At 60.4% G+C, this 21127-nt stretch carries 22 protein-coding genes; 9 read left to right on the top strand and 13 right to left on the bottom strand.

Annotation, left to right across the window (positions count from 1 at the left end; translation table 11 throughout):
* Positions 1–15: 15 nt before the first annotated feature.
* Positions 16–444: an Lrp/AsnC family transcriptional regulator gene (locus tag JTP94_RS00175; RefSeq protein WP_204848561.1), complete on the bottom strand. Its 429-nt coding sequence runs from the start codon at positions 442–444 to the stop codon at positions 16–18.
* A gap of 237 nt (positions 445–681) precedes the next feature.
* On the opposite strand from JTP94_RS00175, the gene rocF reads away from it, so the two are divergent.
* The 4 genes from rocF to JTP94_RS00155 all read left to right on the top strand — a co-directional run bounded on the left by rocF (position 682) and on the right by JTP94_RS00155 (position 3389).
* A complete protein-coding gene (gene rocF / locus JTP94_RS00170; protein ID WP_204848560.1) occupies positions 682–1617 on the top strand; it encodes an arginase in 936 nt (311 codons plus the stop codon).
* Between the two features lie 182 nt (positions 1618–1799).
* Complete coding sequence (locus JTP94_RS00165; RefSeq protein ID WP_034481767.1) at positions 1800–2276, top strand: chemotaxis protein CheW; 477 nt, start codon at positions 1800–1802, stop codon at positions 2274–2276.
* A 64-nt stretch (positions 2277–2340) separates the two neighbouring features.
* Positions 2341–2511 (top strand): hypothetical protein, encoded by a 171-nt coding sequence (locus JTP94_RS00160; protein ID WP_204848559.1) that lies wholly within the window; start codon positions 2341–2343, stop codon positions 2509–2511.
* Entirely contained in the window at positions 2508–3389 is an 882-nt protein-coding gene (locus JTP94_RS00155) for an alanine--tRNA ligase-related protein (RefSeq protein WP_204848558.1), read from the top strand. Before JTP94_RS00160 ends, JTP94_RS00155 begins: the two co-directional genes overlap by 4 nt.
* A 128-nt stretch (positions 3390–3517) precedes the next feature.
* Here the strand turns inward: JTP94_RS00155 and JTP94_RS00150 are convergent, their stop codons facing one another.
* The 8 genes from JTP94_RS00150 to JTP94_RS00115 form a co-directional block, all read right to left on the bottom strand.
* Complete coding sequence (locus tag JTP94_RS00150; RefSeq protein ID WP_204848557.1) at positions 3518–5179, bottom strand: OFA family MFS transporter; 1662 nt, start codon at positions 5177–5179, stop codon at positions 3518–3520.
* 108 nt (positions 5180–5287) lie between these two features.
* On the bottom strand, positions 5288–5554 hold the full coding sequence (locus tag JTP94_RS00145) for a formate dehydrogenase subunit delta (RefSeq protein WP_204848556.1): 267 nt from the start codon (positions 5552–5554) through the stop codon (positions 5288–5290).
* Positions 5544–6371, bottom strand: a complete 828-nt coding sequence (fdhD, locus tag JTP94_RS00140) for a formate dehydrogenase accessory sulfurtransferase FdhD (RefSeq protein ID WP_204848555.1) — start codon at positions 6369–6371, stop codon at positions 5544–5546. The genes JTP94_RS00145 and fdhD overlap by 11 nt, the downstream gene beginning before the upstream one ends.
* A 229-nt stretch (positions 6372–6600) precedes the next feature.
* Complete coding sequence (fdhF, locus tag JTP94_RS00135; RefSeq protein ID WP_204848554.1) at positions 6601–9480, bottom strand: formate dehydrogenase subunit alpha; 2880 nt, start codon at positions 9478–9480, stop codon at positions 6601–6603.
* A gap of 5 nt (positions 9481–9485) precedes the next feature.
* Complete coding sequence (locus JTP94_RS00130; protein WP_204848553.1) at positions 9486–11042, bottom strand: NADH-quinone oxidoreductase subunit NuoF; 1557 nt, start codon at positions 11040–11042, stop codon at positions 9486–9488.
* The gene (locus JTP94_RS00125) at positions 11039–11518 is read right to left on the bottom strand and encodes a formate dehydrogenase subunit gamma (protein WP_204848552.1); all 480 of its coding nucleotides are present in this window, start codon (positions 11516–11518) and stop codon (positions 11039–11041) included. Before JTP94_RS00125 ends, JTP94_RS00130 begins: the two co-directional genes overlap by 4 nt.
* A gap of 161 nt (positions 11519–11679) precedes the next feature.
* Complete coding sequence (locus JTP94_RS00120; RefSeq protein WP_204848551.1) at positions 11680–12576, bottom strand: LysR family transcriptional regulator; 897 nt, start codon at positions 12574–12576, stop codon at positions 11680–11682.
* Positions 12577–12675: 99 nt separating this feature from the next.
* Entirely contained in the window at positions 12676–13641 is a 966-nt protein-coding gene (locus JTP94_RS00115; protein WP_204848550.1) for a zinc-binding alcohol dehydrogenase family protein, read from the bottom strand.
* A 63-nt stretch (positions 13642–13704) separates the two neighbouring features.
* Between JTP94_RS00115 and JTP94_RS00110 the strand changes: the two genes are divergently transcribed.
* On the top strand, positions 13705–14190 hold the full coding sequence (locus JTP94_RS00110) for a MarR family winged helix-turn-helix transcriptional regulator (RefSeq protein ID WP_204848549.1): 486 nt from the start codon (positions 13705–13707) through the stop codon (positions 14188–14190).
* A gap of 145 nt (positions 14191–14335) precedes the next feature.
* Here the strand turns inward: JTP94_RS00110 and JTP94_RS00105 are convergent, their stop codons facing one another.
* The 3 genes from JTP94_RS00105 to JTP94_RS00095 all read right to left on the bottom strand — a co-directional run bounded on the left by JTP94_RS00105 (position 14336) and on the right by JTP94_RS00095 (position 15980).
* Entirely contained in the window at positions 14336–14539 is a 204-nt protein-coding gene (locus tag JTP94_RS00105) for a hypothetical protein (RefSeq protein WP_204848548.1), read from the bottom strand.
* A gap of 229 nt (positions 14540–14768) precedes the next feature.
* The gene (locus tag JTP94_RS00100) at positions 14769–15107 is read right to left on the bottom strand and encodes a helix-turn-helix transcriptional regulator (protein ID WP_204848547.1); all 339 of its coding nucleotides are present in this window, start codon (positions 15105–15107) and stop codon (positions 14769–14771) included.
* Between the two features lie 102 nt (positions 15108–15209).
* Entirely contained in the window at positions 15210–15980 is a 771-nt protein-coding gene (locus tag JTP94_RS00095; RefSeq protein WP_204848546.1) for an SDR family oxidoreductase, read from the bottom strand.
* Between the two features lie 98 nt (positions 15981–16078).
* On the opposite strand from JTP94_RS00095, the gene JTP94_RS00090 reads away from it, so the two are divergent.
* Together JTP94_RS00090 and glpD are read left to right on the top strand one after the other, a co-directional pair.
* Positions 16079–16852, top strand: a complete 774-nt coding sequence (locus tag JTP94_RS00090) for a DeoR/GlpR family DNA-binding transcription regulator (protein ID WP_204848545.1) — start codon at positions 16079–16081, stop codon at positions 16850–16852.
* Positions 16853–16968: 116 nt separating this feature from the next.
* Positions 16969–18480, top strand: a complete 1512-nt coding sequence (gene glpD, locus JTP94_RS00085; protein WP_204848544.1) for a glycerol-3-phosphate dehydrogenase — start codon at positions 16969–16971, stop codon at positions 18478–18480.
* A 111-nt stretch (positions 18481–18591) separates the two neighbouring features.
* On the opposite strand, the gene soxR is transcribed toward glpD, so the two are convergent.
* Positions 18592–19056: a redox-sensitive transcriptional activator SoxR gene (soxR, locus tag JTP94_RS00080; protein ID WP_204848543.1), complete on the bottom strand. Its 465-nt coding sequence runs from the start codon at positions 19054–19056 to the stop codon at positions 18592–18594.
* Positions 19057–19130: 74 nt separating this feature from the next.
* Between soxR and JTP94_RS00075 the strand changes: the two genes are divergently transcribed.
* Positions 19131–19706, top strand: coding sequence for an NADPH-dependent FMN reductase (locus JTP94_RS00075; protein ID WP_204848542.1), 576 nt, complete (start codon positions 19131–19133; stop codon positions 19704–19706).
* A gap of 196 nt (positions 19707–19902) precedes the next feature.
* Complete coding sequence (locus tag JTP94_RS00070; protein ID WP_204848541.1) at positions 19903–21114, top strand: acyltransferase; 1212 nt, start codon at positions 19903–19905, stop codon at positions 21112–21114.
* Positions 21115–21127: the final 13 nt, after the last annotated feature.

Genomic DNA, 21127 nt, shown 5'->3' with positions numbered 1-21127 from the left:
AGAAGGGGAATTCTCTTAAAATCCCATCTTGCTGGTCTTCAGCAATATATTGGATTCCGTCGTATTGATGCCATTGATCAGCCGGATCCGGCGAAGCGTCTCGTCGAAGGAGGCGAGGTCGCGATCCTCGAGTTCGGCGATGAAGTCCCATTTGCCGTTGGTGCTGTGCAGCGCCCTCACCTGCGGCAGGCCGCGAAGCTGGTCGGCGACCTTGTCCGCCAACTTGCCGAGCACCTCGATGAGCACGATGGCCCTGACACCGGCGGCGCGGGTTTCGTGGCCGGTTCGGATGGTGAAGGCCGCGATGGTGCCGTTTTCCACCAGCCGCTCTATCCGCGCCGCGACAGTGGCGCGCGAAGCGCCGGTTGCTGCTGCCAGGGACGAAACGGAGATGCGCCCGTTGTTGCGCAGAGCACTGAGGAGGTCGCGGTCAAGGTCATCCATATGCTTATCATTCTGCTAAATCGCATTGATCAATCTGTCGAAAGCTAATCTATTTTCGACAATTTTCCATCTTTTTGCTGTCACGCAGACAATCAATAATGCGGCCCGACAGCTTCCAGGGCGGTTCAGCTCTTCACCGAATCTCTGAACCGCTCTATCTCATTGTCTTCACGCAATTCCGGACGGAAAACGCTGCGCACTTTTCCTGGAATTGCTCTAACCCTCGGAGCGACGCCGATGAATACGCAATCCACACCCATCACATTGATCGGCGTTCCCCTTGAGGAAGGCTCCGGCCGCCGCGGCGCCGGCATGGGCCCGACGGCGCTCCGCATCGCCGGCATCGAAACGACGCTGATCGAACTCGGCCATCGCGTCACCGACAGCGGCGACCTGCATCCCGCTCCCGCCGCCGACCTGCCGGAACATCCGCATGCCCACAACCTGAAGATCGTCGGCGCCTTCACACGCGCGCTCGAGGCCAAGGTCTATGACGTCGCATCGTCCGGAAGCTTTCCGCTGATCCTTGGCGGCGACCACAGCCTGTCCATGGGCAGCGTCTCCGGCATGGTGCGCCATGCGGCAGAGGTCGGTCGGCCGCTTTTCGTGCTCTGGCTGGACGCGCATTCCGATTTCAATTCGCCCGCTACATCGCCGTCGGGCAATATTCACGGCATGCCCGTCGCCTTCTTCTGCGGCGAGGCTGAAATAGCAGGCGTTCTGCCGGCAGGCAGGCCGCTGGTCGATCCGACGAAGGTTTTCCAGGTCGGTATCCGTTCCGTCGACGCGCACGAGCGCGAGGAAATCCGCGAACATGGTGTCAACGTCTTCGACATGCGCTCGCTCGACGAACAGGGCGTGGCCGCCATCATACGCAAGGTGCTCGACACGGTCAGCGCCGCCAATGGCCTGCTGCATGTCAGCTTCGACGTCGATTTCCTCGATCCGGAGATAGCGCCGGGCGTCGGAACGACGGTGCCGGGTGGCACGACCTATCGCGAGGCCCATCTCATCATGGAAATGCTCTCCGACAGCAGCCTGGTTTCGTCCCTCGATCTGGTCGAGCTCAATCCTTTCCTCGATGATCGCGGCAAGAGCGCCCGCGTCCTCGTGGAAATGGCGGCAAGCCTCTTCGGCCGGCGCATCTTCGATCGTCCGACAAGAGCTGCATAGTCGCGCATTTTCATGATCCCGGAACAACGTATTCGGGATCATGCCCGTTTCGGCGGAAAGGCGCGTTTCGTCCTCTTACTGTCGAAACCGCTTGTATAGGTTTAGGTTTAAGCAATGTTCTTCCTCTATCGTCACGGTAATACGCCGAATCTGGCGTCACGTTTCAAATGGGAAGAACGTTCATGGCCACGATCAATTCCACCAGCTTCAGCGGCGATACTCTGGAGATCATTGCCTTTCGCCTTCATGAGCAGGAATTCTGCGTCAAGACCACCACGATCCGCGAAATCCGCGGCTGGGCGCCGTCCACGCCGATCCCGCACGCGCCGGCCGATGTCATCGGCGTCATGAACCTGCGCGGCTCGGTCATCCCGATCATCGATCTTGCCTACAAGCTCGGCATGCAGAGCACGGTCGCCAACGAACGCAGCGCCATCGTTGTCGCGGAAGTCCACAACATGGTCATCGGCATGCTGGTCGATCGCGTCTCCGACATCCTCACGATCGCCTCCAGCCAGGTGCAGCCGGTTCCGGAAGTCACCGCATCCTTCGACCGCGCCTATTGCGAAGGCATCATCGCCACCGAGAACGGCATGATCTGCTTCCTGAACCTCGCCAAGATGTTCAAGGAAAGCGAAGCGGAAGAACTCGCCGCATAGTTCTAGCGGAACGGTAGGTGGGGATAGCCTTCGGCAAAGGCCGCAGAACGATGGATTGCGGCCATTGAAATCCGGCGTCGAGGCGGCCCCTGCCGGCCAGACGGGCAAGGCCCTTGAGCAGATCGTCACCCAGGTCGGCAACATCCAAGACATCGTCTACGCAAGGAACTGCCTTGCCAAATCGCTCTTCTTGCAATCCCGGCGCGGCCTCTCTATTTTCCGCCTGGGCATATGAACCAAAAGGAGGTTGCCTATGACATCGCGGGACGCCTGATACACGACTACCGTGACTACTGCCTTTCCAAAGGCATCGATTACGCATGCTTTCAATCCGTACGGCCGCACGACGATACCACGCTCTTCTGCAGCGCTGGCATGCAGCAGTACAAGCCGCTCTTCTCCAATCCTTCCCATAAGGGTACTGTCTCGAACAGTCAGGCTTGCCTGCGGATGGGAGACCTCGATGAGATTGGCGACGGCACACACTTCCTCCACTTCACAATGCTTGGGCTATTCTCCTTCCGGGAGATGACGCTGTCCGAGGCCATCGAGTTCTGGCTTGAATTCCTCGAGCAAATCGGGGTGTGGCCAGACCATGTCACGATCCATCCGGACAGGATCGACGAATGGACGCCGCTCTATCGCGGTCGTATTCCCATCGTCGCGGATCCGGAATGCACGTGGAGCGACGGCAGCATCAGCGGATACTGTACAGAGTTCTACAAGGACGGGATCGAGATCGGCAACATCGTCAATCCGCTCGGCACCTGTATCGACGCCGGTTTCGGAGCTGAACGCCTCGACATGCTTTCGAACGGGACTTTGCCGGAGAACGCTCTCGAGACGCTCTGCGGCACGGCTCTAAAGATCATCGAAAGTGGCTATCGTCCGGGGAACAAGGAACAGGGCTACGTGCTTCGCAAGCTTCTGCGCCGGGTCCACTCCCTTGGCGGCACGCTGGACCACCCGTTCTTCCAGGAAGAGGTGGAGCGTCAAAACCGCCTCGTGCGAAAGTACGAGCGGCTCCGTCACAGGCATCCCGGCAAGTCCATGGAGTGGTGGTTCGACACCCACGGCATCGATCCGGAGACGATTTCGTCTTACGGAATCTGATGCAATGATTTGGGTGTCCCGCACGTCGTATTGACGAACGGGACACCCAAAAATCCAGGAGCCTTATCTCTGCAGGCTCCTCATAGGCGGCGGTTGCTGACCGATAGCGCTTTCGTGCGGACGAACTCTCAGCCGAACAGCGCGTACGTGCTCCTGATCGTCACCCAAACGCCCCAGAGCAGCGGGATGCCGACGAGAGCCCAGGCAATAAGTGCCTTGCCGTCGAACCCGCCCTTGCCTATGCCGAAGGAGCCGGTCGGACCGGCATTGGCGGCAGCCGTCTTTGCCTGCAAGGCGGCCACTTCCTCATCCGACATGAACCATTTGTCCGAAAGCGGCTTGACCAGCGAATTGGCGATGAGGCCCAGCGCCAGCATGCCGGCGAGGATATACATGGTGAAGGTATAGAGCTGCGCGCCTTCGACGCCGGCGGCCTTCTGTGCCTCGCGGATATAGTTGACCACCACGGGGCCGATGATCCCGGCCGTCGCCCATGCCGTCAGCAGCCGGCCATGGATCGCGCCGACGAACTGTGTGCCGAAGATATCGGCGAGATAGGCCGGAATGGTCGCGAAGCCGCCACCATACATCGAGAGGATGATGCAGAAGGCGCCGACGAACAGAATCTTGCTGTGAATGCCGGCCGCCCAGGGGGCGAGCAGGTAGAGCACGATACCGATGAGAAAGAAGCAGTAATAGGTGTTCTTGCGGCCGATCTTGTCGGAGAGCGATGCCCAGAAGAAACGTCCGCCGATATTGAACAGGGACAACAGGCCGGCAAAACCGGCGGCGATCGCCGCGACGGCGGCCACCTGATCCTTGCTCAAGGCGGCAAACCCAAGGTCCGGCAGGCCGATCAGCGCGCCACCGAAGATTTCCTGCAGCATCGGCGAGGCCATGCCGATGACACCGATACCGGCCGAGACATTGAGGCACAACACGGCCCAGATGAGCCAGAACTGCTTGGTCTTGTGAGCGTCGCGCAGATGCACATGCTTCGTCGTGATCATCGTGCTTTTGGCGGCAGGTGCTGTCCAGCCTTCCGGACGCCAGCCGGTCGGCGGCAGGCGATAGCCGAAAGCTCCGCCCATCATGAAAACGAAATAGATCGCCCCCATGACGATGAAGGTCTGCCAGACGCCGACCGAACCGTCGACGCGGAAGTTGGTCATCAGGAGATTGGCGAGCGGCGCGCCGATCATGGCGCCGCCGCCGAAGCCCATGATCGCCATGCCCGTCGCCATGCCGCGCCGGTCGGGAAACCATTTGATCAGCGTCGACACCGGCGAGATGTAGCCGAGACCGAGCCCGATGCCGCCGATGACGCCCGCACCGATCCACATCAGCCAGAGCTGGTGGAAGATGACGCCGATCGCGGCAATCAGGATACCGCCGCACCAGCAGCAGGCGGAGACGACACCGGCCTTGCGCGGGCCGGCACGCTCCAGCCAGCCGCCCCAGATGGCGGCGGAAGAGCCGAGCAAAACGAAGAACAGCGTATAGATCCAGCCGAGATCGCTGACGCGCCAGTCGCAGCTTGTCGTGAACAGCGCGGAGAGGAGATTGAGGCTGGCGCATTCGGCTGGAGCAAGCGTCGGCGTGCCGAGCGCCTTGGACAGCGGCAGCCAGAAGACGCTGAAACCATAGGCCATGCCGATGCAGAGATGGATCGCCAGCGCCGCCGGCGGCACCAGCCATCTGTTGAAGCCGGGCTTGGCGATAATGCGCTCGCGATCGAGCAGACCCGCTGTCGCCGCTTCCCTGGAAATATTCGTATACGCAGCCGTCATGAACAACTCCTCCTCATTTCGAAGACCGGCACCTAAACCCTTTTGTGGGAATTGCATTCGCGGATGGATTCTCCCGCCTCCATCCCATTGCCCTTGTCAGCCCAGATACTAAGCCGGCTTAATTATTTCGGCCGGAGCCGGCCTGTGGATCAGCGAAGCGGCCTCCAGCACGAGAGGGCTCAACCCGCTATCGCCATGATCGATGATCTCGAAAAGCTGGCGTCGCATGCGCGGCTCCCAGAATTTGTTGATATGCGTGGCGACACCATTCACCGCTTCGCCTGCGGGCTGCGTCTTGAAGAAGGTCGCGATCTGGTTCGCCATATAGATGAGCTTCGTTTCGGTCTTGCCATGCGGCTTGTCGTCAGGCGACATCGGCGATGCTCCCCGTGATAATGCGATGCGGATGGGTGAAAATCTCAAAGTCGTCGCCGCGCACCAGCGCCACCAGCGTCATGCCGGCCTCGTCGGCCGTGCGGATGGCGAGCGCCGTCGGCGCGGAGATGGCGACCAGCACTGAACTGCCCAATATGGCAGCCTTCTGCACCATCTCGACGGATAGCCGGCTGGTGACGGCCACCACGCCCTCCCCACCCTTATGGCCAGACCGGATGACCGCACCGCAGAGCTTGTCCAGCGCATTATGCCGCCCGACATCCTCGCGCACGGCAATCAATCCCTTGGCCGGAACGTAGAAGCCCGCCCCATGCACGGCGCGCGTTTCGCGGTGCAGTGGCTGGGCGTCATTGAGGAGAGCGATGGCGCGGACGATATCCGCATGCGAGAGCGACAGCGCAACTCCGGAAACATCAGGCACCTTGCGCACCGCCTGCTCAATCGATTCGATGCCGCACAGACCGCAGCCGACAGGCCCAGCCATGTGACGACGGCGCAGGCGCAGCGCGTCAGCCGCATCATCGACCAGGGTGATCTGCACATCGATCCCCTGCTCGTCCTCGATCGGTTCGACGGCGGCGATCTGGTCGATATTCGTAATGATGCCCTCTGTCAGGCTGAAGCCGATGGCAAAGTCCTCGAGATCAGCGGGCGTTCCCATCATGACGGCATGTGACGAGCCGCCATAGGAAAAGGCGATCGGCACCTCCTCGGGGACGATGCGGGAGCCCGAGTGGACGACGCCGTTACGGCATGCGGTCTCGGGGACGGTCGTGGTGGGTTCGAAGGGGGTCATTGAGTGACGGGGCGTGGAATACCCCCCTCTGTCACTTTGTGACATCTCCCCCACAAGGGGGGAGATTGGTAGCTCGCAGCACTCTCTTGCCTAAAGCGAACATCGACTCTGCTGAAATCGCAGTTTATTGTCTTACCAGTGACAAGCGGCAAACTCCCAACGATCTCCCCCCTTGTGGGGGAGATGTCACGATAGTGACAGAGGGGGGTATCTCTCCGCACGCTCCGGATCACTCCGCAGCCTCCATTTTCCCGGCGATACGACGCGACTGCCGGGCCTGCTCGTCATAATCGACCTGCCACTGTGACGGACCATTGGACGGCGAGACCTGTACCGCCGTCACCTTGTATTCCGGGCAGTTCGTCGCCCAGTCGGAATAATCTGTTGTGATGACGTTCGCCTGCGTGTCCGGGTGATGGAAGGTCGTGTAGACGACGCCCGGAGCAACGCGGTCGGTGATCAGCGCCCGGAGCGTCGTGTCGCCGGAGCGGCTTGTCAGCTTGATCCAGTCGCCGTCGAGAATGCCGCGTTGCTCAGCATCGTGCGGATGCATCTCCAGAAGGTCCTCTGCGTGCCAGACGACATTCTCCGTTCGCCGCGTCTGCGCGCCGACATTGTACTGGCTGAGGATGCGTCCGGTCGTCAGCAACAGCGGGAAGCGCGGGCCGGTGCGTTCGTCGGTCGCGACATATTCCGTGCGGATGAACTTGCCCTTGCCGCGCACGAAGCCATCGACATGCATGATCGGCGAACCGAGCGGCGTCTTCTCGTTGCAGGGCCACTGCACCGAGCCCATCTTGTCCAGATAGTCGTAGGAGACCATAGCAAAGCTCGGTGTCGTCGCGGCGATCTCGTCCATAATCTCAGACGGATGCGTGTAGTTCCAGCCGAGACCCATGGCCTGCGCCATCTTCTGCGTCACTTCCCAGTCGGCATAGCCGTTGCGCGGGCTCATGACCTTGCGCACGCGGTTGATGCGGCGCTCGGCATTGGTGAAGGTGCCGTCCTTTTCCAGGAACGTCGAGCCCGGCAGGAAGACATGGGCGTAATTCGCCGTCTCGTTCAGGAAGAGGTCGTGGACGACGACGCATTCCATCGCGGCAAGGCCGGCGGCGACATGCTTGGTGTCCGGGTCGGACTGCAGGATGTCCTCGCCCTGGATGTAGAGGCCCTTGAACGTGCCGTCGACGGCGGCATCGAGCATGTTGGGGATGCGCAGGCCCGGCTCCTTGTCGAGCTTCACGCCCCAGAGCTTTTCGAAGATATCGCGCGTCGCATCGTCGGAGACATGGCGATAGCCCGGCAGCTCGTGCGGGAAGGAGCCCATGTCGCACGAGCCCTGCACATTGTTCTGGCCGCGCAGCGGGTTCACGCCAACGCCCGGCCGGCCGATATTGCCGGTCACCATGGCGAGATTGGCGATCGCCATGACGGTCGTCGAGCCCTGGCTGTGTTCGGTGACACCGAGGCCGTAATAGATCGCGCCGTTGCCGCCCTCGGCAAAAAGGCGGGCGGCACCGCGCACGAGATCGGCGGGAACGCCGGTGTATTTTTCCGTTTCCTCAGGGCTATGCTGCGGCTCGGCGACGAAAGCCGCCCAATCTTCGAACTCCGACCAGTCGCAGCGTTCGCGGATGAACTTTTCGTCGAACAGGCCCTCGGTGACGATGACATGGGCGAGCGCCGTCAGAATGGCGACATTGGTGCCGGGCTGCAGCGGCAGGTGATAGCTTGCCTCGACATGCGGCGTGCGCACCAGATCGATGCGGCGCGGATCGATGACGATGAGCTTCGCACCCTGGCGCAACCGCTTCTTCAGGCGCGAAGCGAAGACCGGATGGCCGTCCGTCGGGTTGGCGCCGATGACGAGGACAACATCGGAATGCTCGACGCTGTCGAAATTCTGCGTGCCGGCAGAGGTGCCGAATGCCTGGCCGAGGCCATAGCCTGTTGGCGAGTGGCAGACACGGGCGCAGGTATCGACATTGTTGTTGCCGAAGCCGGCGCGCACCAGCTTCTGCACCAGGAAGGTCTCCTCATTGGTGCAGCGCGACGAGGTGATGCCGCCGACGGATTCGCGGCCATACTGATATTGAAGGCGCTTGAACTCGGTGGCGATATGGGCAAAAGCCTCGTCCCAGGTGACTTCCCGCCAGGGATCGCTGATCTTTTCGCGCACCATCGGGTTGAGAATGCGGTCCTTGTGGGTCGAATAACCATAGGCGAAGCGGCCCTTGACGCAGGAGTGGCCGCGATTGGCCTGGCCGTCCTTCCAGGGCACCATTCGCACCAGTTCCTCGCCGCGCATCTCCGCCTTGAAGGAACAGCCGACGCCGCAATAGGCGCAGGTGGTGACGACCGAATGCTCTGGCTGGCCGATAGCAATCACCGATTTTTCCGTCAGAGTCGCCGTCGGGCAGGCCTGCACGCAGGCGCCGCAGGAGACGCATTCGCTGTCGATGAAATGCTCATGCATGCCAGGCGAGACGCGTGAGCCGAAGCCCCGGCCCTCGATGGTCAGCGCGAAGGTGCCCTGCACTTCCTCGCAGGCCCGCACGCAACGGGAGCAGACGATGCATTTCGAAGGATCATAGGTGAAATAGGGATTGGACTCGTCCTTCGGCATCCATTTCAGATTGATGTCGCTGTTCGAGCGCGCCTTGACATGATTGTCGCCCTCATAACCGTAGCGTACGTCGCGCAGGCCGACGGCACCGGCCATGTCCTGCAGCTCGCAATCTCCGTTGGCGGCGCAGGTCAGACAGTCTAGCGGGTGGTCGGAGATATAAAGCTCCATCACGCCGCGACGGATATCCTTGAGCCGGTTGGTTTGCGTGTGCACCACCATGCCCGGAGAAACCGGTGTCGTGCAGGATGAAGGCGTGCCGTTACGGCCTTCGATCTCGACGAGACAGAGGCGGCAGGAACCGAAGGCATCGACCATGTCGGTGGCGCAGAGCTTCGGCACCTTTATGCCGGCTTCCATCGAGGCGCGCATGATCGATGTGCCCTCGGGCACGGTAATCGGGCGGCCGTCGACGGTCAGCGTCACCATGGTTTCGGAGCGGGAGGCGGGTGTGCCGTAGTCGATTTCTGGAACGAGAGACATGGGTCTTACTCCGCCGCTTCAATCAAGGGAACCGGAGAGAAATCCTCCGGGAAATGGGTCATCGCGCTCATGACGGGATAGGGCGTGAAACCGCCGAGCGCGCAGAGCGAGCCGAACTTCATGGTGTTGCAGAGATCGGCGAGCAGAACCCTGTTCTTCTCGGGCTCGATACCGCGGGCGATCTTGTCTGCCGTCTCAACGCCGCGGGTCGAGCCGATGCGGCAGGGGGTGCACTTGCCGCAGCTTTCGACCGCACAGAACTCCATGGCGAAACGCGCCTGCTTCAGCATGTCGGCGGTATCATCGAAGACGACAATGCCGGCATGACCGATCAGACCGTCCTTGGCCGCGAAGGATTCATAGTCGAATGGCGTATCGAACAAGGCGCGCGGAAAGTAGGCGCCGAGCGGTCCACCCACCTGCACGGCTTTCACCGGCCGCCCCGTTGCCGTGCCGCCGCCGATCCTGTCGACGATATCGCCGAGGGAAAGGCCGAAGGCCGTCTCGTAAAGACCACTGTATTTGACATTGCCGGCAATCTGCAGCGGGATCGTGCCGCGCGAGCGGCCCATGCCGAAATCGCGATAGAAGGCCGCACCCTTGTCCATGATGACGGGCACGGAGGCGAGCGAAATTACGTTGTTGATGACTGTGGGGCAGTTGAACAGGCCCTTGTGCGCCGGCAGCGGCGGCTTGGCGCGCACGATGCCGCGCTTGCCCTCGAGGCTGTTCAGTAGCGCCGTCTCCTCGCCGCAGACATAGGCACCAGCGCCGGTACGGATCTCCATATCGAAAGCCTTGCCCGAGCCGAGAACCGAAGCCCCGAGAACGCCGGCTTTCCGCGCGATTTCGACCGCTACGGTCATCGCGGCGATCGCATGCGGATATTCCGAGCGCGTGTATACGAAGCCCTTGGTCGCGCCGGTCGCCAGGCCAGCGATCACCATGCCCTCGATCAGCACGAAGGGATCGCCCTCCATGATCATCCGGTCGGCGAATGTGCCGCTGTCGCCCTCGTCGGCATTGCAGACGATATATTTGCGGTCGCCTGGCGCATCGAGCACCGTCTTCCATTTGATGCCGGTCGGGAAACCCGCCCCGCCCCGGCCGCGCAGGCCGGAGTCCGTGACGTCCTTGACGATGTCGGCCGCTGCCATGCCGATGGCGCGGCGCAGACCCCTAAGGCCGCCATGGGCCTCATAATCTCCCAGTGAAAGGGGATCGGTAATGCCGCAGCGGGCAAAGGTCAGACGGGTCTGCTCTTTCAGGAATGGGAGGTTTTCGACCTCCCCAAGACAGAGCGGATGCTTGCCGCCTTCGGCGAGCCCGGCGTCGAATAGTGCGGGAACATCCTTGGCCTTCACCGGCCCGTAGCCGACGCGCTTGCCGCCGATCTCGACTTCGACCAAAGGCTCCAGCCAGAACATGCCGCGCGAGCCGTTACGCACAATCCGCGCATCGAGGCCGCGTTTGGCGACTTCCTGCGCAATGGCCTTGGCGACCTTTTCAGCCCCGAGCGAGAGGGCGGCGGCATCGCGGGGAACATAGATGGTCAAGGTCACTGGCGCGCCTCCTTCACGAGGTCTTCGGCGCTCTCGTCGTCAAGCCGCCCATAAAGTTCGCCATCCAGCATTGCCGCTGGCGCGCAGGCGCAAAGGCCGAGACAGTAGACAGGCTCCAGCGTCACGATGCCATCCAGCGTCGTCTGATGAAAATCGATGCCCAACAGCTGCTTGACGCGCTCGGCAAGAGCATCGCCACCCATCGACTGACAGGCCTCGGCGCGACAGAGCTTCAGGACATGACGGCCAGCGGGATGGTCGCGATAATCGTGATAAAAGGTCATGACGCCGTGCACTTCGGCGCGTGAAAGGTTCAGTGCCCTAGCGATCAGCGGCAGCGTGTCCTGCGGCACATAGCCAAATTCTTCCTGAATCCCATGCAGGATCGGCAGAAGCGGCCCTTCCATCGACTTCATGGTGTCGATGATAACGCCGGCACGGGTCGCGATATCGGCCGCGCCCAAATTCAAACTCATAAGCAGCCTCCTGCGCATAACCCCGAAAACCGCTGGCGATTTTCGGAAACGCTTATGCGGCATTTCCTCCGTGGGTGCGCGATCGACGCACGCCTAGGATGAGAGTTGCAGGGAGGAGGCTAAGGATCAATAAGGCAGTCCCGTCGTTCGATAGAAGATTTCTATCGATTCTTATCGCCTTCCGCGAGCAATCTCGCCTCATGCAACAGAGCCGAGACGAGCGGTGTAAAGGGTTCGCGATGCGTGGCGACCAGGCCGACGAGATGTTCGGCATCCGGCTCTGTGATCGGGATCTTGCGGATATCGGCCGGAAAGCCGAAGGAATCGGCGATATTCTTCGGCATGATGCTTGCCCAGCGCCCAGTCTGGACATGAGAAAACAGCACGATCATCGAATTGGATTCCAGCGTCGGCTTAGCCACCGTGCCGGCTTCCGCCAGATGCCGGTTGATGATGCGGCGATTCTGCATGTCAGCCGTCAATAGACAAAGCCGAAGATCCCCGACTTCCCTCCAGGTGACACTCTCACGCTCGGAAAGTGGGCTGCCCGCCGCGGTGATCAGGTGATAACGCTCGGCATAGAGCGGTACGCTGGTGACGCGGCCAAGCGGCTCGTTTTCCAGATAGGTGATGCCGGCATCGATCTCGAGATTTTCGAGCAGGCTCAGAACCTGCAGCGAATTGCGCGATGTGATGGAGAAGGTGACGTCGGGGTGCCTTTCCTGGAAAGGCGTGGTGATCTTCGACACCATGGCAAGCGCCGTCGGAATGGCGGCGATCCGGATATGGCCGGCAAGGCCCTTGCGCGCCGCCCGCATTTCCTCGCGCATGGTTCGGCTGTCGCCGACGATGCGCCGTGCCCATTCCAGCACGCGCTGCCCCTCCGGCGTCAGCCCCTGAAAGCGCGAGCCGCGACTGACGAGCATGACGCCGAGCTGATCCTCCAATTGCCGGATCGCCGCAGACAAGGTCGGCTGCGTCACGCCGCATTCCTCGGCGGCGCGGCCAAAATGCTTCTGGTTGGCAAGCGCGATGAAGAATTCCAGCTTGTCGATCATTTAACTCTCCCGAATGAGACAGTTAAATGGGCCGCGTCGTGAGCGCAACATCGGAAAGAGGAGTGCGGCATAGGCCGGATCACCGCACCCCACTGGCAATCATGCGCCGCCGCCGATGTCGAAGACGGTGCGCCGATTGCTGTCATCAAGAGGCCAGGCATTTTCGACGTCGGAAAGTGGAATGGTTTTAGAGGCAATCTTGAAGTTTCCCGGCACTGTTGCCCGGAGCAACTCGGCAGTCGCGTTGATGATGCGGTCGAGCGCGATGCTTCCTATACCGCTGCCCATCAGCGTGATGGCTGACGAACGCAGCACGGCGCTTGGCAGGCTTATCTCCGAGCCGCTAATCGAGCCGATCTGGACATAACGGACCGGTACCGCATCCTTGCCGGCCTTGGCGGCCGCGATGAGAAGGCTTTCCGCACTTTCACCCCATAGATAATCGATGACGACATCCACACCGGACGCGAACTGCTCCTTGAATGCATCTTCCACAGCCGATTTATCCTGAACGAGCGGAATGGTCACATCAGCGCCAAGCCCTTCCAAGGCTTTGAGACTGTCGGAATTTCGACCCGTCGCAATGACTTTGCTCGCTCCGAGATATCTAGCGATCTGAACAGCCAGCCGACCCGAGGTCCCGGTTGCGCCGTTGATCAAAATGGTCTCTCCGGATTTGAGCTTGGCCCGCTCTTGATAGGCCGCCCATGATGACATTCCGGGATTGGCGATAGCCGCCGCCGTAACATCGTCGAGCTCCTCGGGCAGTTCAATGCACTGGGCAGATCGCACCGCGGCAAGCTCAGCCATGCTGCCATAAGGTGCGTTCGGCAGAACGAAATAAACCCGCCGACCGTCGTCAAGCCGGCCCACGCCGTCGATCCCCACGATGAAGGGAAATTGATTGCCGGAGCTGTAGTGCTTTCCCGACGCCCGGCTCTTCACGACTTGACTGATCGCGGCGGCGCTGACGGAAACAAGCCTCTCGTCGGCGGATGGGACAGGCGTCTCGAAATCACCAAAGATTGGGACTTGCCCGGCATTCAATACGATTGCAGCTTTCATCGCATATTTTCCTTTTTGATCATCCAAATTATGTGCATAATACACCCATATGGGAGACCTGCGATGGCGTCAAGAAATAATGTGCAAAATACACATATACAGCTGCAATTCCGGAAGCTTCATGCAGCAGTGCTGGATATCGTCAGCGTGATAAACCGACCGCAGCGCGACGAGGTGCTCATCAAGGAGGCCGGAATTCCGCTCGAGCGGGCGCTTTTTCCCCTGCTGGTCTCAATTGAGCGCTTCGGTCCGATCGGCGTGGTCGATCTGGCGGATCGCATCGGCCGCGACTATACGACCGTCAGTCGCCAGGTCGCGAAGCTTGAGAGCCTCGATCTTGTTGCCCGGCAAGCCGGTGCTGCGGACCGCCGTGTGCGTGAGGCTGTTATTGCGCCAAAGGGAAAGCTCATGACGGACGCGGTGGACGCTGCGCGTGACAGGATCGGCAGTTCGATCCTTGGAGCTTGGGATATCAATGACATCGACGAGCTTGTCAGGCTCATGCGAAAACTTGCCGATGCATTGAACGAGGATCCTCCAACTGCGTAGGAGCGACGGACCTAGAGGCACAAGTTAATGTAGCCGAGGAGCTGTTTCGCCAAACCTTGGGCTAGCTCACTATCTCTTCTGCTATCGCCGGCAGGAATCATTTCGCTTGCGGCGGCGCCTCTCCGAAAACTCTCAGTGACCTACCTCATTTACCGGCAGATGGACGTTCAATGAGAATACGAGGGATGAGCGGCATTGCATGCTCTTCGGCAAAGGCCGCATGTCTTGCGCGGGCCGTTTTTTCCAGAAGCTTCGCAAATTCGCTCAACGACACGCGATCGGCACGAAGCATTTTCCGGATCACCGGGTCTCGCAAAACTTCCGACATCGTCATTTCACTATTCTGCACGGACTATTCTCCTTCAATGCCATGAAGGCGTATTAGCGCTCCCGCATAACACTGTCGTGTCGTGCAGTTGACGATACAATGATGAATTGAAGGCCAAAACGAGGCTAAGGGATTTCCGAGCTTCTTGTCGCCGTTCACCTCGGCCTTTAGGGCAAAAAGTTCGCCGTACCCGACGTTCCGAGGAAGGCGGCGGCGTTCCGTCGTCAGCCGACACGCCCGCCAAAAACGATCAACAATCGCTCTGACAGAAGGCCTCCTGCAGCCAATTGACCACGGTGCAGATTTCCGAACGGGCGACGGCATAGTGAATGAGCCGCCCTTCCCGGCGCGTATCGACCAGCTTTTCCAGGCGCAGCCGCGCCAGATGCTGGGAAACCACGGCCTGCGGCAAGTTAAGAAGCGCCTCGAGTTCCATCACGGTTTTTTCGCGCTTGGCGAGCATGAACAAAATCACCAGCCTGGTCTCATGCGAGAGCGCCTTCAGCAAGACGCTCGCATTGCGCGCCTTCCCCGTCATTTCCTCGATATCATGCTCTGCGGCACCGCCTTGCGGTGGAGACGACGACATATCACACAGCCTCTGGTGAGAACTCACATAGGGATATGCTTATAATATTATGAATTCGCAAGCTGATTCAAAAGACACGGAGACCAAAAAAGGTCCGATTTCTCAGCAGATAAGCTGCCCGCCATTGATCTCGATCACTTGCCCGGTGACGTAGCCGGAGAGCGTCGGCGCTGCGAGGAAGAGATAGGCGGGGGCACAATCTTCCGGTGTACCCAAACGCTGAAGCGGAATCGACCGGCGCGTCTGCTCCAGTTTCTCCCTTGAGGAGTAACGCTCATGGAAATCGGTTGATATCGTGCCGGGCGAGACGCAATTTACCCGGATGCCGTCAGGCGCCAGCTCTCGCGCCAAGGCCTTCGAATAGGTGGTAACGAAAGCCTTCGACGCGGAATAGATGGCAGAGCCGGGACTGCCGCCGGTCAGAGCGGAAATCGATACGGTGTTGACGATCGCGGCCTGCCCTGCGGCCCTGAGCAGCGGCAACAATCCTCTCGTCACCTCCATGACAGCGGTCTGATTGAGGTGGACGATTCTTTCATATTGCTCGTCCGTCAGTTCGCCTGCGGGAAAGCGGCCGACCATGGTGCCCGCATTGTTGACCAGCACATCGACGCGATCGAATCGCTCGCTGGCGGCACTAACGAAATCCCGCGTACCGTTGCCGGCGGCGAAATCGCCTGAGATCAGAAAGGCGCGGCGGTCGGCTTCCGCCTCCATCAGGAAATCGGGCAAGTCGCGTGCGGAGTTGCGCCCGATATGGACGAGAACATGGGCACCGCAATCGAGAAACTGCCTGGCCACTTCCAGCCCGATGCCGCGACCGGCGCCGGTGACCACGACGTTGCGATTTTCGAACAGCTTCGGATGAAACACGACGACCTCCCCAATCACACAATCCGCGCGTCGGTAATTGCGGAATTTTCACTTTATCATATGATGACAAAAAAAACGAAAGAAAGGGAGCGAAGATCATGTTCCTATCCGGACGCCAGACGGAGATACTCGACATCGCCAAGGCGGAGGGGCGCGTACAGGTAGAGGAACTGGCGCTGCGCTTTTCGGTGACGCCGCAAACCATCCGCAAGGACCTCAACGATCTCTGCGACGGTCGCGTGCTGTCGCGCGTGCATGGCGGCGCAATCTTCCCCGGCGGAACCGAAAACGTGAAATACGAGGCGCGCCGCTCGATCGCCGCGCTCGAAAAGCAGGCGATCGGTCGCGCCGCCGCCGGCCTCATCCCCAATAACAGCTCGCTTTTCATCAATATCGGCACGACGACAGAGGCCGTTGGCGAGGCGCTTCTCGGTCATCACGAACTGATGGTGATCACCAATAACATCAATGTTGCCAATAAGTTACGAATATTCCCATCGATCGAGGTCGTCATTGCCGGCGGCGTCGTACGCGGTTCCGATGGCGGGATCGTCGGCGAGGCAGCTGTCGACTTCATTAAGCAGTTCAAGGTCGACTACGCCGTCATCGGCGCCTCGGCGATTGATGGCGATGGCGCGCTTCTGGATTTCGATTTTCGTGAAGTGAAAGTGGCGCAGGCGATCATCGCCAATGCCCGGCATGTCATTCTCGTCGCCGACAGCACCAAGTTCGAACGTACCGCTCCGGTGCGCATCGGCCATCTGTCGCAAGTGCACACTTTCGTCACCGACGAATGTCGCGTCGAATCTGTGCGGACAACCGCGGCGGAGCATGACGTTCGCCTCGTGGAAACCTCCCGCCGACAGATCTGACCGGCTCGCTTTCTGTCAAAAAACGTTCGTTTGACATTCGTATCTATTTCGCTTTAGATGGATTGATTTTCGAATTTCCATCTTCACGAGATGGGCTGACCTTTGCGGAGGGGCGGGTGAGCGAGCAGATCTACGACATTTTCGTTATTGGCGGCGGCATCAATGGTTGCGGTATCGCCCGCGATGCGACCGGACGCGGCTACAAGGTCGCGCTCGCCGAAATGAACGATTTCGCCTCCGGCACATCGTCCGGCGCCACCAAACTCATCCATGGTGGCTTGCGTTACCTGGAACATTACGAATTCCGGCTCGTGCGCGAATCCCTGATGGAGCGCGAAGTGCTGTGGGCGATGGCACCGCATATCATCTGGCCGATGCGCTTCGTTCTCCCCTATCATAAGGGCGGTATCCGTCCGGCCTGGCTCATTCGCCTCGGCCTATTCCTTTACGATCATCTCGGCGGCCGAAAGCTGCTGCCGCCGACGGCGACGCTGAACATGAAGACCGATCCGGCCGGCAAACCGCTGAAGGCGCTCTTCACCAAGGCTTTCGAATATTCGGACGGCTGGGTGGATGACGCCCGCATGGTGGTGCTGAATGCCCGCGATGCGGCCGACCGCGGCGCGACGATCATGCCGCGGACGAAGGTGATCTCAGCCCGCCGCGAAGGCGCGGTCTGGGCAATCGAAACGGAAAACACGATCACCGGCGAGAAGCGTTTGTTCCGGTCGCGCCTGCTGGTCAATGCCGCCGGCCCCTGGGTCGATCACGTTCTGTCCGACGCTTTCGGCAAGAACCAGGTGCACAATGTCCGCCTGGTTCAGGGCAGCCACATCATCGTGCGAAAAAAATTCTCCGATCCCCGCGCCTATTTCTTCCAGAACCCGGACAATCGCATCATCTTTGCCATTCCTTACGAACAGGATTTCACCCTGATCGGCACCACGGATCGCGACTACAAGGACGACCCGAAGGATGTGAAGATCAGCGATGAGGAAACCACTTATCTGTGCAATGCCGCCAGCGAATATTTCAAGGAGCCGGTACGATCAGAGGATATCGTCTGGACCTATTCGGCCGTGCGCCCGCTCTACGACGACGGCGCCTCGAAGGCGCAGGAGGCAACACGCGATTACGTGCTGAAGGTGGAAGGCGAGGAAGGCCAGGCGCCGCTGCTCAACGTCTTCGGCGGCAAGCTCACGACCTATCGCCGTCTGGGCGAACATGCGCTGGAGAAGATCGGCGAGGCCATCGGCCTCAAGGGAACGCCATGGACGGCGAAGAGCTCGCTGCCGGGCGGCGACTTCCCGGCTCGCGGCTATGATGCCGAAGTCGCCAAGCTGAAGTCACGCTATCCCTTCCTTGCCGATCAGCATGCGCGCCGGCTGGTGCGCCGCTACGGCACGCGTGCCGCGACGATCCTTGGCGACGCAAAGACGATCGCCGATCTCGGCCGCTGCTTCGGAAGCGATCTCTATGAGGCGGAAGTGCGCTATCTGATGGAACACGAATGGGCCTATTCAGCCGCAGACATTCTCTGGCGCCGCTCGAAGAAGGGCCTTTACCTCTCGAAGGAAGAAGCCGCCGCACTTGACGGCTACATGGCTGAGAGCCGCGTCCACGCATAAAGCAACTCCAGGAAAAGTGCGTAGCGGTTTTCCGTCTGGAATTGCGTGAAGGCAATAGCATGGAGCACCAAAGCTATTCTGTGAAACACGAAACCGCTCTATGCTTTCGCCTCAATCTTCGGGGTCGAGCAAGCGCGGCCCCGCCCCCTCTTCGGAAAGCCTGTCCCAGGGATTTCGCAGCGGACAGCTTTCCAGCGAGAGGCAGCCGCAACCGATGCAGCCATCGAGCTGATCGCGCAGGCCTTGCAGGCGCCGGATCCGTGCATCGAGATCATTCTTCCATCGTTTCGAAAGCGCTTTCCAGTCGGCTGCCGTCGGGGTGCGCCCCTGCGGCAGCGCCTCGAGCGCCGCCTGAACTTCGGCAAGGGGAATGCCGATCCGCTGCGCCACCTTGATGACGGCGACCCGGCGCAGCACCTCGCGCGGATAACGCCGCTGGTTGCCACGGCTGCGATGGCTGTCGATCAGCCCTTTCGCCTCGTAGAAATGCAGCGCCGAAACCGCCACGCCGCTTCGCGCCGAAACCTCGCCGACCGTCAGCAACTTGGAAAATTGGCCTAGCTCGATTTTTCCCATGATAGGCTATTGACCTCAACTTTACTTGAGGTTCTATAACCCAAGCTCCAAACCGCGTAAAGCAGGAGCAAGATATGACGGAATCAACCAGGCTGGCGATCATCTATGGCAGCACACGTCCGGGCCGCCTATGTGACCGGGTGGTCAATTGGGTCGCCCGGGAACTGGTGCACTATCCCCTCATCGAGATCGACATCATCGATCCCCTCGAATTCGATCTGCCGTTCCAGCATGACCGCGAGCACGCCGGAGCCGCCGCCCTTTCCGCCCGGCTTTCGCAGGCCGATGCCTTCATTATCGTCACGCCCGAATACAATCACAGTTTCACGGCCTCGCTGAAATTCGTGCTCGATCTCGTCTACGAGCCATGGCACGGCAAACCCGTCGCCTTCGTTTCCTATGGCGGCATCTCCGGCGGCCTGCGCGCCGTTGAGCAGTTGCGGCTGGTCTTTGCCGAACTGCATGCCGTGACCGTGCGCGACACGGTGAGCTTCGCCAATCCCTGGGGCAGGTTTGCCGAGGACGGCTCACTCGAAAATCCAATCGAGGCGCGTCAATCGCTGGTTCTATTGATCGCGCGGCTGAACTGGTGGAGCGCTGCCCTGAAACCGGCCCGCGTCACCCGCCCCTATCGCTCGGTCGCTGCCTGATCCGCAACATCCGAATCCGGTTTTCCGTTTCTGGCAGGTGCGGAAGACCGGCTCGACGCCCGGGCCTGCCATCATGGTTCGGGCGTCTGCCACTCCCCTGCATCAGCGCCATCACGGACAGAGGATAGCGCTTGTGCTTGCCGATGCCGCATCGATGGCTTAACCCACTACGGAGGAGATTTCGGCGGGGAGGCTGATGGATAAGACCGCGCGTCTGGGAGGAGCGGATTTCATGCGCGCAGTCGCATGCCTGATGGTGCTTGGCCACCATCTCGTGCTTCGCATGAATTTCAACCACGTTCCCGACGATTTGGCGCTGACCTTTTATCTCGTACGCTACGGCAATTACGGCGTCTCGGTCTTCTTCGTTCTCAGCGGCTTTCTTCTGTCGCGCCCGTTCTGGCTGGCGCTGGACGGCAACCAGCCATCACCATCGCTGAAAATTTATGCCATGCGCCGCGCGGCCCGCATCCTGCCGGGCTTCTGGTTTGCCCTGACGGTCGGCTTCGTACTGAGCTTCACGATCTATGGTTTTCCGCTCGATGGCGAACTGGCCGGCCGCTACATCGCCGGCTTCTTCCTGATGAGCCAATGGCACTGGCGTACCTTCTTCCCGGTGCAGGGTGACGGGCCGTTATGGTCGATCCCCTTCGAGACGACCTGTTACGTGCTTCTGCCGATCGGCTTTTTGCTCCTGTTTCGTCTCAAGCTGGGATGGCGCTCCGCCCTCTTCAGCCGCCTCTTTTGGGTCGGCCTTATCGCGGCATCGCTGGTCGGCCATTGGCTTGTTGTCACCTATCTGCCGACCGACAGTGTCGGCCGGGGATGGGAATATGGTTTTCAGGGCGGCGCCAAGCAATGGATGCCGCGCTACAACCCCATCGGCTTCTTTGCGATATTCGCCATCGGCATCCTGGCGGCAGGCATCCAGACCATGATCCCGGCAAGGCGCTCAGTGATTTACGATCTCGTCGGAGTGCTTGCAATTGTGATGAGCGCATCACAGTTGCCGTTATCCCTCGGCGGCGAGGGAGAAGGCTATGGCTGGCTCGACATACCCTATCGCTTTCCGCTCTTTCCGCTTGGCGTTGCCGTGGCGCTTTGCGCCCTGCCCCAGTCGGCCCTCCTCGGAAGGCTGCTCGACAACCGCCTCAGTCGCTATATCGCCACCGTCTCCTTTGGCGTCTATATCTGGCAGGACATCGTCCTGACATTGATGCAGCAGCTGTTTCCCTGGACGTTCGGCGTCGGCTCCGACAATGTGTTCGGCGGCTGGATTGTCTCGAGCCTGGTTGCGACCGCCATCATCTTTGTCATCGGCACGCTGAGCTATGTGCTTCTGGAGCGCCCCGTCATGCGCTGGGCTCGCACCCGGGAACACCTTGCGAAGCGTCCCGCCACTGCGTGACGGGACGAGAAAA

This window comes from Martinezella lusitana (assembly GCF_016901135.1).
GTDB classification, from domain to species: Bacteria; Pseudomonadota; Alphaproteobacteria; order Rhizobiales; family Rhizobiaceae; genus Rhizobium; species Rhizobium lusitanum_D.
Note: the sequence above shows the minus strand (reverse complement) of the source record. Positions and strands in the feature narration are given on the sequence as shown.

Excerpts from the sequence above, each read along its gene's own strand:
- JTP94_RS00175 (WP_204848561.1), bottom strand. The coding sequence starts at position 444 with ATGGATGACCTTGACCGCGACCTCCTCAGTGCTCTGCGCAACAACGGG.
- rocF (WP_204848560.1), top strand. The coding sequence starts at position 682 with ATGAATACGCAATCCACACCCATCACATTGATCGGCGTTCCCCTTGAG.
- JTP94_RS00165 (WP_034481767.1), top strand. The coding sequence starts at position 1,800 with ATGGCCACGATCAATTCCACCAGCTTCAGCGGCGATACTCTGGAGATC.
- JTP94_RS00155 (WP_204848558.1), top strand. The coding sequence starts at position 2,508 with ATGAACCAAAAGGAGGTTGCCTATGACATCGCGGGACGCCTGATACAC.
- JTP94_RS00150 (WP_204848557.1), bottom strand. The coding sequence starts at position 5,179 with ATGACGGCTGCGTATACGAATATTTCCAGGGAAGCGGCGACAGCGGGT.
- JTP94_RS00145 (WP_204848556.1), bottom strand. The coding sequence starts at position 5,554 with ATGTCGCCTGACGACAAGCCGCATGGCAAGACCGAAACGAAGCTCATC.
- fdhD (WP_204848555.1), bottom strand. The coding sequence starts at position 6,371 with ATGACCCCCTTCGAACCCACCACGACCGTCCCCGAGACCGCATGCCGT.
- fdhF (WP_204848554.1), bottom strand. The coding sequence starts at position 9,480 with ATGTCTCTCGTTCCAGAAATCGACTACGGCACACCCGCCTCCCGCTCC.
- JTP94_RS00125 (WP_204848552.1), bottom strand. The coding sequence starts at position 11,518 with ATGAGTTTGAATTTGGGCGCGGCCGATATCGCGACCCGTGCCGGCGTT.
- JTP94_RS00120 (WP_204848551.1), bottom strand. The coding sequence starts at position 12,576 with ATGATCGACAAGCTGGAATTCTTCATCGCGCTTGCCAACCAGAAGCAT.
- JTP94_RS00115 (WP_204848550.1), bottom strand. The coding sequence starts at position 13,641 with ATGAAAGCTGCAATCGTATTGAATGCCGGGCAAGTCCCAATCTTTGGT.
- JTP94_RS00110 (WP_204848549.1), top strand. The coding sequence starts at position 13,705 with ATGGCGTCAAGAAATAATGTGCAAAATACACATATACAGCTGCAATTC.
- JTP94_RS00100 (WP_204848547.1), bottom strand. The coding sequence starts at position 15,107 with ATGTCGTCGTCTCCACCGCAAGGCGGTGCCGCAGAGCATGATATCGAG.
- JTP94_RS00090 (WP_204848545.1), top strand. The coding sequence starts at position 16,079 with ATGTTCCTATCCGGACGCCAGACGGAGATACTCGACATCGCCAAGGCG.
- soxR (WP_204848543.1), bottom strand. The coding sequence starts at position 19,056 with ATGGGAAAAATCGAGCTAGGCCAATTTTCCAAGTTGCTGACGGTCGGC.
- JTP94_RS00075 (WP_204848542.1), top strand. The coding sequence starts at position 19,131 with ATGACGGAATCAACCAGGCTGGCGATCATCTATGGCAGCACACGTCCG.
- JTP94_RS00070 (WP_204848541.1), top strand. The coding sequence starts at position 19,903 with ATGGATAAGACCGCGCGTCTGGGAGGAGCGGATTTCATGCGCGCAGTC.